Genomic DNA, 13346 nt, shown 5'->3' with positions numbered 1-13346 from the left:
CGGCCCACACCCGAGTCCCCGCGAACACCGGCCATCAGGCATCCCCGGCCGGCCTCGGCCGACATCGCCGGCCGTCACGCCTGCCCCGCCAGCTCCTCCCGAATCTCCTCCCCCAGCCGAAAGGTCAGATGCCGCCGCCATTCGGGCAGACCATGCACGTCATCGACGTAATCCCCTTCAGGCACCGCCCGCTCGATCTCCTCCCGCAGCTCGCCCGCCCCCGGCACACCGGGGAAGGACAGCCGCACGGGCCGCACAGTGGCGGCGGTGATCGTCAGCGTCCACGCACCCGTGCCCGGGTCCAGCGCGCCGATCAGCAACGCCGCCGACCGCCCCTCGTCGGACAGCGACGCCCTCCGGAAGGCCGTACGACGCTCCAGCGCGCGCCCCGGCAACGTCACCGACCGCAACAGCTCGCCCTCCCGCAAGACGGTCCGGCCGTCCCCGGTCACGAAGTCGGCCACCGCCACCCGGCGCCGTCCCCCGTCCCGCGCGTACAGCAGACAGCTCCCGTCGAGAGCGGCGGTCAGCGCGATCATCGGCCCGGCGGGCAGCGCGAGGCACAGGTTCCCGCCCACGGTGGCCACGTTCCGCACCTTGAACGAGGCGACGAACGCCCGGCAGCACCGCTCGACGACCGACCCGACCTGCCCGCTCTCAGCGCGGCAACCGGCCCCGAAACCGGACCGAAAACCGCCCGAAAGCTCGGCGATCGTGCAGGTCGCCGCGATCTCCAGCCCTCCGTCCGCCGTCCGCCGCAGCGGCGCCCAGCCCATCCGCCCCAGATCGACCAGCCGCCGGACGTGCGGCTGCGGCTCCGAGAACAGATACGTCCCCCCGGCCAGCCACGCGTCCCCCGCCCGCCATCCGTCGTACTGCCGGGCGTCGACCATCTCCGTCACGGTGTTCAGATCCATACAGCCAGTGAAACGGTCCCGCTCGCGGAACGACGACCGACGGCGCCCGGCTTTCCGGCAACGCCTTCCACGCCACCGGGCGATCCCCGGGTTCAACCGCGCCCGGTGGGTTACCCGCCGGACATGGCACAGACAGGAACACCCGAGCCGGACGGCGGAGGCAGGTACCGCGCGGGCGCGGGCAGCAGCACCGGCCCGGGGACCGGTCGGCCCGACCGGGCGGACGGCGGCACCGGAAGCCGGAGCGGACCTGGCCGCCCATCCGACACCGGCCTCTCCTCCGACACCGGCCGCCCATCCGACACCGACCGTTCGTTCGACACCGACCGCACGCCGGGCCCCGACCCGCGCGTCGAGGACGCCGCCCCCGACCAGCCCACCGAGCTGCGGAAACGCTCGTGGATGGCGGTGCTGCGCGGCACGCTCGCCGAGTTCAAGGACGACGAGCTGACCGACCGGGCCGCCGCGCTGACCTATTACGGCGTGCTGTCCCTCTTCCCGGCCCTCCTGGTCCTCGTCTCCATCCTCGGCATCGCCGGCAAGTCGACGACGGACAAGGTGCTGGACAACCTCCAGCAGATCGCCCCCGGCGCCGCCCGGCAGGTGATCACCAACGCCGTCGAGCAATTGCAGAACAGCGGCGGCACCGGCTCGGCCCTGGCGATCGTGGGCCTCCTGGGCGCCATCTGGTCGGCCTCCGGCTACGTGGCCGCGTTCATGCGCGCGTCCAACGCCGTGTACGACATGCCCGAAGGACGCCCCGCCTGGAAACTCACCCCGCTCCGGCTGGGCCTGACCATCGTCCTGATGCTGCTGGCCGTGGCCAGCGCACTGATCGTGGTGTTCTCCGGGGGTCTCGCCCAGCAGGCGGGCAAGGCGCTGGGGGTCGGCGACGCGGGGATGACGGCGTGGACGATCGCCAAATGGCCGGTACTGATCATTCTCGTCGTCATCATGATCGCCCTCCTGTACTGGGGGGCACCGAACGCCAAGGCCCGCGGCTTCAAGTGGGTCACCCCCGGCAGCCTCCTGGCGCTGCTGATCTGGATGGTGACCTCGGCGCTGTTCGCCGTCTACGTGGCGAACTTCGGCTCGTACAACAAGACGTACGGGACGCTGGCGGGAGTGATCATCTTCCTGATCTGGCTGTGGCTGACGAACCTGGCGATCCTGCTCGGCCTGGAATTCGACGCCGAAATGGCACGCGAACGCGCCGTCTCCGGCGGCCACCCCAAGGACCGCGAGCCATACGTCCCACCTCGCGACACCCGCAAATGGACGGACGAGGAACGCCGCCGAGCCAACGGCTCCGAATAACCGGCAGCGCACAACACCACACCGCGACCGGACACCACACACACCACACCATGGCGACGGAGGACGAACGCCCCCATGAACGCCTCAAAAATCATGTACAAGCCGGTCGGCATCGCCCTGGGAGCCCTCAGCGGCGTCCTGGCCGGCACAGTCTTCAAACAGGTCTGGAAACTCGTCGGCACCAACCAGGAAGCCCCCTCCGCCACCGACGAAGAACGCGGCTGGCGCGAAATCCTCCTGGCCGCCATGCTCCAGGGCGCCATCTTCGCCGCGGTCAAAGCCGCCGTAGACCGAGGCGGCGCCACGGCCACGCGCCGGGTGACGGGAACCTGGCCGAGCTGATTCGCGGAAACTTCGTCCGGGGCCTACGGTCCGCCACTCCCGATCCGTCCGAAAACCGACTGCTGAACATCCCCCCGCAACCGACCTGCCGAGTCCAACCGTCATGATCGTGTGACGGGTCACAAAGGGCCCGCAGAACGGGGACAAGGACTGTGTCAGCCAACAACATTTCGGTCGATCCCGACGAATTACGGGCCTCGGCAAGTGCCGCCGACGCCAACCGTCAAAGTCCCGAAGAAGCTGGTGGACACCGAGGTCCAGCACCAACGCCCGAGGCCCGCCGCACCCGGCCCGGACCGGTAGCCATACGGCGCCTGAAGAATTTGACGCGCATCAGCCTTGCCGCACTCGCCCTGCTCACATCGGCAGCTTGCATGAACGGCGGCGGAAAGAACGAGCCACTGCCGGTGAAAGGCCAGAAGCAGGCCGAACAGATGGCGCGTGGTCTGCTCGACTCGCTGGCCGCGGAGTACGGACTGAAGATCGACGATAAGTCTGTCAACAGCGAATCCTTCAACTGTTACGGCAAGAATAGAGAGTCCGCCAACGACGGCCGCTACACCCTGAACTACGCCGCGAGAGCTCGGATTTTCGAGTCCGAGCACGGCAAAGCCATCCGCGCCATGCGCAAGAGGCTTGAAGCGGACGGCTACCGGATCGTCGGCTATCGGGAGGACAAGGCCGTGAAGCCCTGGGCGCTTTTGGACGCCAAGGGCGGCAAGGACAATCTCTTCGTCTCGGTCGAGAGCTACATGCCATCCGACCAGCTCACCTTCTCGGTGGACACTCCCTGCTTCCTACCGCCCGGCACCAAACAGGAACAGGTCTCAGCCCCGGCACCGACGACCGTGCCCAAGGCCCCAGTGTCCGCCGCCAACTCCTTCGTTCCCACGACCCGCTTCCCCGACAACCCCTTCGGCTGACGGGCAGAGGCCCCAACCGCCTCCCACCCACCGCATAACGGAAACCTGACCGAGATAGCCCCGCGCCGCGGACACCTGCCCCGTCAGCAGGACCTCCCCCTCCGGCTCGCCCCCCGGGTTGTGCCGGCCCGCGAGCAGCTCGCCGTACAGCGTGCGGACGAGGTGCCGGGAGCGCTGTTCCGTTCCGCCCAGCGGCCGTAGTTGTCCAGGAGCCGGACGAACGCGGGCCGTTCCAGGTCCGCCCACGGCCAGTGCGCCGAAGAAGCCCAGGACGGCCGGGGGTGGCACGGGCAGCAGCCGGGCCGGGTCGCCGTGCGCTCCGAAGGGGGTCGCCGTGCGCTCCGAGGGGCCGAGCCCGGCCATTTCGCGACGACGCATCATCGGCCCCACCCCAGGCAGCCCCGACGTGCGAAACCCGACGCACCGGGCTCACACGTGGCCCCGACGCACTCCGCTCCCCCGCCGAAGCCCGCGCGCCTCTTGTGACCCGCCTCACCCCCACCCGGCGCGCCGCCGCCCCGCCCGCCGCTCCAGAGACGACAATGAGGGCCGCCACAGAGTTCTGTGACGGCCCTCACGGCCTCGTCTTTCGCTCGATGGTGCGAGCAAGATCGTTTCTGCACCATGAGCGACGGTGGGGCGGGTGGGACTCGAACCCACGACCGACGGATTATGAGTCCGCTGCTCTAACCGGCTGAGCTACCGCCCCCGTCTCGGCGCGCCGCGCACATTTGTGCGCGCCGTGTGCCGCAGCATAGCCGCTCATACGATCTGTTGCCCGTGCGGGGTCCCGATGGGCGGCTGTGCACGTACGGGAGGACTTCGATCACGTCTCCCCGGTTCCCCGGAACGCGGATCGGACACGAAAAAGGACCCCTCGCGGGGTCCTTCTTCTTCCTGCTCCCCCGACTGGACTCGAACCAGTAACCCTCCGGTTAACAGCCGAATGCTCTGCCAATTGAGCTACAGGGGACCGAGCTCCCCCGACTGGACTCGAACCAGTAACCTGCCGGTTAACAGCCGGCTGCTCTGCCAATTGAGCTACAGGGGATTGCTCTGTGTGCCTCGATCGTACTGTCGTCCGGTTCCCCGGGCGGCGTGCGCTCGCTGCGAGACATACATTAGCGCAAGCAGGGGGGTGCTTTGCCAATCGGTACCGCCCCGGGTGACCCGGGGCCCGGCGGGTAGGCGGTCAGTGCGGCCGGAAGGTGTTCCAGGTCACAGGCCACACGAGGCCCGACCACCGGGCACCCGGACGTACGAGGGCCCCGGCACGAGGTTCCGGGGCGGAGCTCGCGCACGGCGCGGGCGAGACCGACGAAGGGAAGGGTGGAGCGATGCGCTACCGGCTCACGTTCATGACGGGACTGGCCATCGGATACGTGCTCGGCTCCCGGGCCGGGCGGGAGCGGTACGAACAGCTGCGCAAGAGCGCCCAGCGGGTCGCGCAGAACCCCGCCGTCCGGAACACCACGGAGTCCGTGGCCATGGGCGGGCGCGAGGCCGCGACGAAGGCGTTCAACGTCGTCTCGTCGAAGGTCGGTGACCGGCTGCCCGACGCGGTGACCGACCGCTTCCGCTCGCGGCGCGCCCAGCAGACCTCCTCCGAGACGACGACGGACGACTGGGGGACCAGCAACACCTAGCGGGCTCGGGACTCGGTGTTCGGGGCGGGCGGGTCCCGTGGCCGGGAGCGGCCGGGGCACGGGAGCGGCAGAGGCACGGGAGCCGCCCCGCTCACCCGGGCCTCCCGGCCGTGCCCGCCCCTGCCGGAGGTCGTCCGCACCTCCGGCTCCCGGCGGCCCCGCACGCCCCCCGACCTGGCTCCGTTCGCCGTCGTGGCATGGGGCATCATCTGGGGTCATGGGGATAGTCGCCGGGTTGGACAGTTCGTCCGACAGCACACGGATCGTGGTCTGCGATACGGACACGGGTGCCGTCATCAGACAGGGGTATGCCCCGCACCCGGTCGAGAAGGGGCCCGAGGTCGACCCCCAGGCATGGCTGATGTCGCTCGGCGAGGCGGCCGGGAACGGGCTGCTCGAAGGCGTCCAGGCGATCGGGGTGTCCGGGCAGCAGCACGGGCTGCTCGCGCTGGACGCCGACGGGCACCTCGTCCGGCCCGCGCTGGTCGGCAACGACCGGCGGGCGCAGAGTTCCGCCGCCGACCTGATCGACGCGCTGGGCGGACGCGCCGCCTGGGCGCAGGCCGTCGGGGCGGTGCCGCAGGCCGCGCACCCGGTGACCAAGCTGCGCTGGCTGGCCCGCAACGAACCGGAGAACGCGGTGCGGGTCGCCGAGGTCATGCAGCCGCACGACTGGCTGGCGTGGCAGCTCCTGGGACGGCCGGCGCGCCGGACCACGGACCGGGGCGGTGCCTCCGGGACCGGCTACTGGTCCGCGGTGACCGGCGCCTACCGCCCCGACCTGATCGAACTCGCCCTCGGCCACCAGGTGCGGCTGCCCGAGATCCTGGGCCCGTCCGGGACGGCCGGGCTCACGCCGGAGGGGCTGCTGATCTCGGCCGGTACGGGCGAGACGATGGCCGCCGCCTTCGGGCTGGGGGTCGGGCCGGGTGACGCGGTGGTGTCGCTGGGGGCCTCCGGGTCGGTGTTCGCGATCCATCACGAGGCGCTGGCCGACTCGGCGGGGACGATCACCTCGTTCGCCGACGCCACCGGCCGGCACCTGCCGGTCGTGCACGTCAGCAACGCGGTGCGGGTGCTGCGCGGCGCGGCCGAGATGCTGGGCACCGACCTCCAGGGGCTGTCCGAGCTGGCGCTGCGGTCCACGCCCGGCGCGTACGGCATGGTGCTGCTGCCCTACCTGGAGGGCGAGCGCACCCCGCACCTCCCGCACACGGCGGGTTCGCTGCACGGCATGCGGCGGGAGAGCATGAAGCCCGAGCACCTGGCGCGGGCCGCCGTCGAGGGGATGCTGTGCGGGCTGGCGGACGCTCTGGACGTGCTGCGCGGGCGCGGCGTGGACGTGCGCCGGGTCTTCCTGCTGGGCGCGGCGGCGGAACTGGGCGCGGTGCAGGCCGCCGCCCCCGGGCTGTTCGCGGCGCAGGTCGTGGTGCCGCAGGCCGCCGACTACGCGGCGCTGGGCGCGGCACGGCAGGCGGCCTGGGCGCTGGGCGCGGCGCACGGAACGCTCCTGCCGCACGAACCGCCCCTGTGGCCGGCGGCGGCGAGCCAGGTGTTCGAGGCCGGTGAGGAGTTGGCCGTCTGGCAGGCGGTGCGCCAGCAGTACGCGGCGGTGCGGGACGAGCAGCATCCGGGGGCGTTCGACGCCGTGGGGTAGGGGCGGGGTTCGTCGTCCTGTGTCTTGTGGGGGTGTGGCGGCGGGTGGCGCTGGGCACCCCAACGGCCTGACGAGCCCGAGCGCTCCCTACCCCCGTCACGCCGTGCTCGCCGCCGTCGCCAGGGCCGCGCACACCAGCAGGAGGGCGAAGGCGCGCGAGAGGACGGTGGGGTCGGTACGGGTGGCGATGCGGCCTCCGACCGCTCGGCCCAGCACCGCTCCGCAGGCGAGTACGGCCACCAACTGCCAGGGCAGGTCGGGGAGTTGGTTCCAGCGTCCGGCGATCGCTCCCGCTCCGTTGACGGTGATGACGAGGAGCGAGGTGCGGGCCGCCTCGGGCATGGACAGGCCGAGGGTGAGGACGAGGGCGGGCACGATCAGGAAGCCGCCGCCGACGCCGAGCAGGCCGGTCAGCAGTCCGACGCCACCCGCGACGGCCATCACGCGCAAGGGACGCGCCGGACCCGCCGGATGGGCTGAATGTGCCGGATGGGCTGGATGTGCTGGATGCGCCCGCCGTCGGCCCGGCACGTCGTCGGCGTCCTGGCCTGGACGGTCACGCCAGCTCCGATCGTCCCCGTCCCGATCACACCGACCCCGACCGTTCCCGTCCCGATCGCGCCGTTCTCCGCGCTCCCGCCACAGCATGCGCGCCGCCGCCGCGAAGGCGAGCGTCACGAAGGCGGCCAGCAGCAAGCGTTCGGGGACGTGCGGGGCCAGCCGGCCGCCGAGCCACGCGGCCGGGAGTCCCACCGCGCCGAAGGTGAGCCCCGTTCCGATACGGGGCGCCGGGGCGCCGGGGCGGGGCAGCAGTCCGGTGACGGCGGCGGTGGTCGTCACCAGGAGGGCGACGGTTCCGGCCGTATACATCGGCAGCCCCAGGACGAACACCAGGGCCGGCACCGTGAGCATGGCGCCGCCCGCGCCGAGGGCGCCCAGGACGAGGCCGACGACGGCGCCGATGGCCAGGGCGGAGACGACGATCACGACGGGCTCCGGCCCTCGGCGCCGATCTCCGGTTCGCGGCCGGTGGCCAGCGGGCGCCCGGCCTCGGCCCAGGCCAGCGTGCCGCCGCGCAGGGAGCGGGCGTCGGCCCCGTGCTCGGCCAGCAGCCGTGCCGCGGTGAGGCTGCGCCGACCGGACCGGCAGACGAGGTACACGACGGGGCCGGTCCGGGCGGTCAACTCCGCGGCTCGTTCCGCGACTTCCTCCAAGGGGACGTTTACGGCCCCGGGGATGTGGCCCTCGGCGTACTCGTCGGGAGCGCGGACGTCCAGAAGGAGGGCCGTCGGCTCGTCTTCCCGCGCGGCGAAAGGCTCGGCTCCGCGCGCGGCGTACTCCTCGATGGCGATCTCGCGCGCCCCGGGCCCCTCGCGCCCGGCCCCGTTCGCGTCCGGGAGCGCCGTCATGACAGTTCGGCCCGGGTGCGGACGGGCAGCCGGTACTCGCGCCGGATGCTGGTGCCGAGCCGGCTGATGTCGGCGCCGTAGATGTGGAGGGAGACGGCCAGGCCGGAGCCGCTGTTGCGGACGCGGTGGATGTCGCCGGGCGGGGCGAAGCCGCACACGCTCCCGGTGTCGTTGACGGCGGTCTCCGCTGGGAGCAGGAACCGGTCCGAGGGAGGCCCGGCGATCTCGTACCGATCCTCTTGCTCCGCGCCGAGATGGACGCCGGTGACGCACCAGGCCACGTGGTCGTGCACGGGCGTCTGCTGCCCGGGCAGCCAGACCAGCGCGACGATGGAGAAACTGCCGTCGTCCTCGGCGTGCAGCAGGTGCTGGGTGTAGCCGCCGGGGTCCCCTCGCAGGTACTCGTCCGGCACCAGGTCGGGCTGGGCGAGGAAGGGACGCAGGCGCTCGGCGACCAGTTCGGACGTCTCCTGGGGCGGCAGGTCCTGGCGCACGACGGCCCGTATGGCGTCGGTGAGGGCCGTCAGGCGGGGTGTGGTGACGGGGGCGGGGGCCTGGGTGGGCATGGGTGTCCTTTCGAGGGTGCGAAGGTGCGGTGGGTGGTGGGTGGCGAGTGGCGGAGAAGTGGTGACGAGCCCGCGTCCGCGGGAAGGGGCGGGACGGGGCTGCGCCGGAGCTGCCGCAGGGGCCCGCGGAAGGGGCGATGCGTAGGACGGGGACGAAGCTGCCGGGCAACCCGGGGAAGAGGAGGGAAGGGGGAGCCTCCCCCTCACCCCAAAGCCCGGCGCAGGTCCTCAAGAAGGTCGCCGGTGGACTCGATGCCCACCGAGAGGCGCAGCAGGTCGCCGGGGATTTCCTGCTCGGTGCCGTTCAGTGAGGTGTGGGTCATGCTCGCGGGGTGGGTGATCAGGGATTCGACGCCGCCGAGGGAGACACCGAGGGAGAACAGTTCGGTGCGGGAGCAGAGTTCGGCCGCCGCCTCCCGGCCGCCGCGCACGCGGAAGGACACCATGCCGCCGAAGCGGCGCATCTGTTTGGCCGCGGTCCGGTGGCCGGGGTGTCCGGGCAGGCCGGGGTAGAACACCTCGCTCACCTGGGGGTGGGTGGCAAGCATGTCGGCGATCTGCTCGGCGTTGTCGCAGTGCGCTTCCATCCGGACGACCAGCGTTTTGATGCCGCGCAGCGTGAGCCAGGCGTCGAAGGGGCCCGCGATGGCGCCCGCGACCGACTGCAGTGCCGCGAGGCGTGCGCCGATCCCGGGGTCCTGGGCGACGACCACGCCGCCGATGACGTCGCTGTGGCCGCCGAGGTACTTGCTGGTGGAGTGCACGACGAGGTCGGCGCCGAGGTCCAGGGGGCGCTGGAGCCACGGCGAGGCGAGGGTGTTGTCGACGGCCAGGAGGACGCCCGAGGCGATCGTGATCTCGGCGAGCGCGGCGATGTCGACGATGCCGAGGTAGGGGTTGGTGGGCGTCTCGCACCATACGAGCCGGGTCTCGGGGCGCAGTGCCGCGCGGACGGCGTCGAGGTCGTCCATGGGGACGGTGGAGTGGGTGAGGCCCCAGGGTTCGAGGATGCCGGTCACCAGGCGGTGGGTGCCTCCGTACAGGTCGCTGGGGAGGAGGACGTGGTCGCCGGGGCGGCAGACGGCGCGCAGCAGGGCGTCCTCGGCGGCGAGGCCGCTGCCGAAGGCGTGGCCCGAGTGGCCGCCTTCCAGGGTGGCGACGCATTCCTCCAGCGCCGACCGGGTGGGGTTGGCCACGCGGCTGTACTCGTAGCCGGCGCGGGTGACGTCCAGCCCGTCCTGTTTGAAGGTGGACACCTGGTAGAGCGGGGGGACGACGGCGCCGGTGGCCGGGTCGGGTTCCTGGCCCGCATGGATGCTGAGCGTGGCGAAACCGTGTGGCAGCGACATGGCATTCCTCGTCGTCGAAGGGACTCGTAAGAGCTCGAAGGAACTCGAAGAGAGCCCGAACGAAACTCGAAGGAACTCCGGTCGAAGGAACGGCGATCGACGACGTGCCGTCAGGGGATCGGCGACGTGCGATCGGGAGATCCGCGACCGGAGGAACCGCGGTGCCCCGTCTCCGTCCGCCGAGGGACGGGAACGAGGGCATGCCACGAGCCTGCACCGGTCCGACTCATAAATCGACTGCGTCTTTCTTCGCAGGGTGCGAAAAATCTTTTATAGGTGTCCGAAGTCCTCAGAAGCCGCCGACGACGCCGACCGTGGGCCGGTCGGCCCCTGGCGCGAGTTGCTCGGCCGTGCTGCGCAGGGTTTCCAGCAGGAGCCGTACGGCGGGGATGCGCACGTAGTCCTTCAACGTGCAGGCCACCACCCGGCGGTGCGTGACCGGCTCGATCCGCAGCGCCGCCACCTGGGGATGGCGCAGGAACGACAGCACCAGCCCCGGCATGGCGGCGATGCCCACGCCGGCCGCGACCAGGCTCTGTACGGCCAGGTTGTCGTCGGTGGTGAAGGTGATGTCCGGGTCGAAGCCCGCCTGGGCGCAGAGCTGGACGAAGTGGGTGCGGCAGCGCGGGCAGCCGGCGATCCAGCGCTCGTCCGCGAGGTCGGCGAGGCGCACGCCGCGTTTGCGCCGCAGCGGGTGGCCGCGCGGCAGCAGCACCATCACGGGGTCGTCCAGCAGCGGGACCGTCACGGCGTCCTCGGGCGGCAGCTGCTCGGCCAGGGCGGGCGCGTCGGCCATGTCGGGGTAGTCGAAGGCCAGCGTCACGTCGCACTCCCCGCGTTGCAGGGCGCACAGCGACTCGGGCGGCTCGGTGTCGACCAGCTCCACGCGGACGCCGGGGTTCTCGACGGACAGGCGCGCCACGGCCTGGGAGACGATCGTGGCGCTGGCGCTGGGGAACGTGCACACCCGCACCCGGCCCGCGCGCAGCCGCTTGACGGCCGCGATCTGCTCCTCGGCGTAGGCCAGGCTGTCGAGGATGTGCTCGGTGTGGCGGGCGAGCATCTCGCCCGCCTCGGTCAGCCGCAGCGACCGGCCGGCACGGGTGAACAGCGGGGTACCGGCGGCGTTCTCCAGCTGGCGCATCTGATGGCTGATCGCGGGCTGGGTGTAGCCCAGCTCCCGGGCGGCGGAGGAGTAGGAGCCGGTGCGGACCACCACACGGAACGTCCTCAGATGACGTGACTCGAACATGCTTGAAGTATAAAAATGATCTTGGGAGTTCTTAAAGACCCGCGTATCGACTTTGCTTTCGGGCAAGAGGCAGGCTGACGTCCACCTCATCCATCTGTCAGGGATGCCTTCCCTCATCTGTCAGGGGGTGCCTTCCCTGCCTGCCAGGGATGCCTCCCCCGCCCACCGGGGATGCCCTCACCCACCCGCCGCGCATACCTCCCCCTCCCACCGCGCAGAACTCCCCCGCACCGAAGCCTTCCCCCAGGCCCGCCCCCGCGCCCGCCCCCGTGCGCCGCCGAACGATCGGATCCCTCGTGACCTCCAACGACGCCCTGCTCCGCCGAAAACTCGGAGGGCTGTCCCTCGCCGCCATCACCTTCAGCAACATGCTGGGCTCGGGCTGGCTGTTCGCCGCCTACTACGCGGCCAAGCTCGCCGGGCCGCTCTCCCTGCTCTCCTGGGTCATCGCCGGGATCGCCACTTCGCTGATCGCCGTGGTCTTCGTCGAGCTCGGTCTCACCCGGCCGCTGTCCGGCGGCAACGTCCGCTGGCCGCACCTGGCCTCCGGGCCCTTCGTGGGGGCGCTCGTCGGCTGGATCGCCTTCCTCCAGGTGGCCATCGGCGCCCCCAGTGAGGCGGCGGGGCTCCTTCAATACGGGCAGCGGTGGTGGCCGGGACTCTTCGACGGGGAGGAGCTGAACGGCCTCGGCCTGCTCGTCGCCGTCGCCGTCATGGTCGGCTTCGCCGCCGTCAACTACTTCGGCGTCACGCTGCTGGCCCGGGTCAACAACGCGATCACCGTCGGCAAGGTGCTCATCCCCTTCGTCACCGTGGCCCTGTTCATCGCCGCCGGATTCGACACCGCGAACCTGAGCGAGACCGCCGGGTTCGCCCCGTACGGCACCGCGTCGGCGCTCTCCGCGGTGATCGGCGGCGGTCTGATCTACGCCTTCGGCGGCATCCACTCCGCCGCCACCCTCTCGGGCGAGGCCCGCGACCCCCGCCGCGACGTGGCCAGAGGCACGTTCCTCGGCTTCGGCCTCGCCTTCGTGCTGTACCTCGGCCTCCAGGCGGCCCTGATCGGCGCCGTGCCGCAGTCGCTGCTGGGCGACGGCTGGCAGGGCCTGAACTTCCACTCGCCCTTCGCCCAGCTCGCCGTGCTGGTCAACCTGACCTGGCTGTCCTGGCTGCTGCTCGCCGACGCGGTGGTCTCCCCGGCCGGTTCGCTGTTCGTCGGCATCGGGATCAACACCCGCGTCACCTACGGGCTCGCGCAGAACGGCGTCTTCCCCCCGGCCGTCGGCACCGTCCACCCGCGCTCCGGCATCCCGCGGCGCGCCCTCGCCCTCAACATCGCCGTCGCCGCCGTGTGCCTGCTCCTCTTCGGTAGCTGGCACGCCCTGGTCAGCGCGCTGGGTGTGTTCTTCGCCGTCGGTTACGCGGCGATCTCCGTCGCCGTCATGGTCTTCCGCCGCACCGACGGCGCCCGCCCGTGGGCCCGCGGCCTGCCGGTGATCGCCCCCGCCAGTTTCGTCATCTCCGTACTGATCACCTACTGGTCCGGCTGGCAGCAGATGCGCACCGCCATCGTCCTGTTCCTGCTCGCTCTGCCGCTGTACGCGCTGCGCGCGGCGACCCGGCGCGACCGCCTCGGGCTGCGGGCGGTGCGCCACGGGCTGTGGCTGTGCTACCTGATGCTGTTCGTCGCCGCCGTCTCGTACGTGGGGAGCTTCGGCGGGCACGGCCTGCTGGCCGCGCCCTGGGACTCCCTGCTGGTCGGCGCCGCCGCGCTCGGCTTCTACCACTACGGGGTGCGCGCCGGCCTCGCCTGGCAGCGGGAGCGGGCGGCGGCACCGGGGCCCGGGGACGAGCCCGTGACGGCGCCGGATTCCGGTGCCGCCTTCATGGAGCGTCGGCCCCGCACCAAGGGATGACGACGGCGACGGCGCGGCGGCCGGCACACATTCCGGGCCACGCCGCCAACCG

12 protein-coding genes and 3 tRNA genes are annotated in these 13346 nt (G+C 71.7%); 6 read left to right on the top strand and 9 right to left on the bottom strand.

All coding sequences use genetic code 11. The annotated features are described in order from the left end of the window. Positions 1-74 precede the first annotated feature (74 nt). Positions 75-917 (bottom strand): FAD binding domain-containing protein, encoded by an 843-nt coding sequence (locus ABZX96_RS11410; RefSeq protein ID WP_355541599.1) that lies wholly within the window; start codon positions 915-917, stop codon positions 75-77. Positions 918-1040: 123 nt separating this feature from the next. Here ABZX96_RS11410 and ABZX96_RS11405 point away from each other — a divergent pair, with 123 nt between their 5' ends. From ABZX96_RS11405 to ABZX96_RS11395, 3 genes are all read left to right on the top strand, one after another. Next, positions 1041-2234, top strand: a complete 1194-nt coding sequence (locus tag ABZX96_RS11405) for a YihY/virulence factor BrkB family protein (RefSeq protein ID WP_355541596.1) — start codon at positions 1041-1043, stop codon at positions 2232-2234. Between the two features lie 75 nt (positions 2235-2309). Further along, positions 2310-2576, top strand: a complete 267-nt coding sequence (locus ABZX96_RS11400) for a DUF4235 domain-containing protein (protein WP_355541593.1) — start codon at positions 2310-2312, stop codon at positions 2574-2576. Positions 2577-2728: 152 nt separating this feature from the next. Continuing rightward, positions 2729-3499, top strand: a complete 771-nt coding sequence (locus tag ABZX96_RS11395) for a hypothetical protein (protein ID WP_355541590.1) — start codon at positions 2729-2731, stop codon at positions 3497-3499. Between the two features lie 635 nt (positions 3500-4134). On the opposite strand, the gene ABZX96_RS11390 is transcribed toward ABZX96_RS11395, so the two are convergent. The 3 genes from ABZX96_RS11390 to ABZX96_RS11380 form a co-directional block, all read right to left on the bottom strand. Next, positions 4135-4208: transfer RNA gene (locus ABZX96_RS11390), tRNA-Ile, on the bottom strand. A 191-nt stretch (positions 4209-4399) separates the two neighbouring features. After that, positions 4400-4472 (bottom strand) — tRNA-Asn (locus ABZX96_RS11385). Between the two features lie 5 nt (positions 4473-4477). Continuing rightward, positions 4478-4550 (bottom strand) — tRNA-Asn (locus ABZX96_RS11380). 286 nt (positions 4551-4836) lie between these two features. On the opposite strand from ABZX96_RS11380, the gene ABZX96_RS11375 reads away from it, so the two are divergent. Both ABZX96_RS11375 and ABZX96_RS11370 read left to right on the top strand, forming a co-directional pair. Further along, a complete protein-coding gene (locus ABZX96_RS11375) occupies positions 4837-5145 on the top strand; it encodes a YtxH domain-containing protein (protein ID WP_355541587.1) in 309 nt (102 codons plus the stop codon). 217 nt (positions 5146-5362) lie between these two features. Continuing rightward, positions 5363-6802, top strand: coding sequence for an FGGY family carbohydrate kinase (locus ABZX96_RS11370; RefSeq protein ID WP_355541584.1), 1440 nt, complete (start codon positions 5363-5365; stop codon positions 6800-6802). Positions 6803-6898: 96 nt separating this feature from the next. Here ABZX96_RS11370 and ABZX96_RS11365 read toward each other — a convergent pair whose 3' ends face one another. The 5 genes from ABZX96_RS11365 to ABZX96_RS11345 form a co-directional block, all read right to left on the bottom strand. Continuing rightward, entirely contained in the window at positions 6899-7789 is an 891-nt protein-coding gene (locus ABZX96_RS11365; RefSeq protein ID WP_355541581.1) for a sulfite exporter TauE/SafE family protein, read from the bottom strand. Then, positions 7786-8211, bottom strand: coding sequence for a rhodanese-like domain-containing protein (locus tag ABZX96_RS11360; RefSeq protein ID WP_355541578.1), 426 nt, complete (start codon positions 8209-8211; stop codon positions 7786-7788). Before ABZX96_RS11360 ends, ABZX96_RS11365 begins: the two co-directional genes overlap by 4 nt. Beyond that, positions 8208-8777, bottom strand: a complete 570-nt coding sequence (locus ABZX96_RS11355) for a cysteine dioxygenase family protein (protein WP_355541575.1) — start codon at positions 8775-8777, stop codon at positions 8208-8210. Before ABZX96_RS11355 ends, ABZX96_RS11360 begins: the two co-directional genes overlap by 4 nt. A 203-nt stretch (positions 8778-8980) precedes the next feature. Then, positions 8981-10126 (bottom strand): cystathionine gamma-synthase, encoded by a 1146-nt coding sequence (locus tag ABZX96_RS11350; RefSeq protein ID WP_355541572.1) that lies wholly within the window; start codon positions 10124-10126, stop codon positions 8981-8983. Positions 10127-10415: 289 nt separating this feature from the next. Then, positions 10416-11378, bottom strand: a complete 963-nt coding sequence (locus tag ABZX96_RS11345) for a LysR family transcriptional regulator (protein ID WP_355541569.1) — start codon at positions 11376-11378, stop codon at positions 10416-10418. Positions 11379-11674: 296 nt separating this feature from the next. Between ABZX96_RS11345 and ABZX96_RS11340 the strand changes: the two genes are divergently transcribed. Then, positions 11675-13294 (top strand): APC family permease, encoded by a 1620-nt coding sequence (locus ABZX96_RS11340; RefSeq protein ID WP_355541566.1) that lies wholly within the window; start codon positions 11675-11677, stop codon positions 13292-13294. Positions 13295-13346: the final 52 nt, after the last annotated feature.

The organism is Streptomyces sp. NPDC003077 (genome assembly GCF_040611095.1).
Lineage (GTDB): Bacteria > Actinomycetota > Actinomycetes > Streptomycetales > Streptomycetaceae > Streptomyces.
The sequence above is the reverse complement of the archived record's forward strand: the minus strand, read 5'-3'. Positions and strand labels throughout refer to the sequence as shown.

What these genes read in the sequence shown, in the direction of transcription:
- ABZX96_RS11405 (WP_355541596.1), top strand. Translation starts at nt 1,041, where the DNA reads ATGGCACAGACAGGAACACCCGAGCCGGACGGCGGAGGCAGGTACCGC.
- ABZX96_RS11370 (WP_355541584.1), top strand. Translation starts at nt 5,363, where the DNA reads ATGGGGATAGTCGCCGGGTTGGACAGTTCGTCCGACAGCACACGGATC.
- ABZX96_RS11400 (WP_355541593.1), top strand. Translation starts at nt 2,310, where the DNA reads ATGAACGCCTCAAAAATCATGTACAAGCCGGTCGGCATCGCCCTGGGA.
- ABZX96_RS11350 (WP_355541572.1), bottom strand. Translation starts at nt 10,126, where the DNA reads ATGTCGCTGCCACACGGTTTCGCCACGCTCAGCATCCATGCGGGCCAG.
- ABZX96_RS11360 (WP_355541578.1), bottom strand. Translation starts at nt 8,211, where the DNA reads ATGACGGCGCTCCCGGACGCGAACGGGGCCGGGCGCGAGGGGCCCGGG.
- ABZX96_RS11410 (WP_355541599.1), bottom strand. Translation starts at nt 917, where the DNA reads ATGGATCTGAACACCGTGACGGAGATGGTCGACGCCCGGCAGTACGAC.
- ABZX96_RS11375 (WP_355541587.1), top strand. Translation starts at nt 4,837, where the DNA reads ATGCGCTACCGGCTCACGTTCATGACGGGACTGGCCATCGGATACGTG.
- ABZX96_RS11355 (WP_355541575.1), bottom strand. Translation starts at nt 8,777, where the DNA reads ATGCCCACCCAGGCCCCCGCCCCCGTCACCACACCCCGCCTGACGGCC.
- ABZX96_RS11345 (WP_355541569.1), bottom strand. Translation starts at nt 11,378, where the DNA reads ATGTTCGAGTCACGTCATCTGAGGACGTTCCGTGTGGTGGTCCGCACC.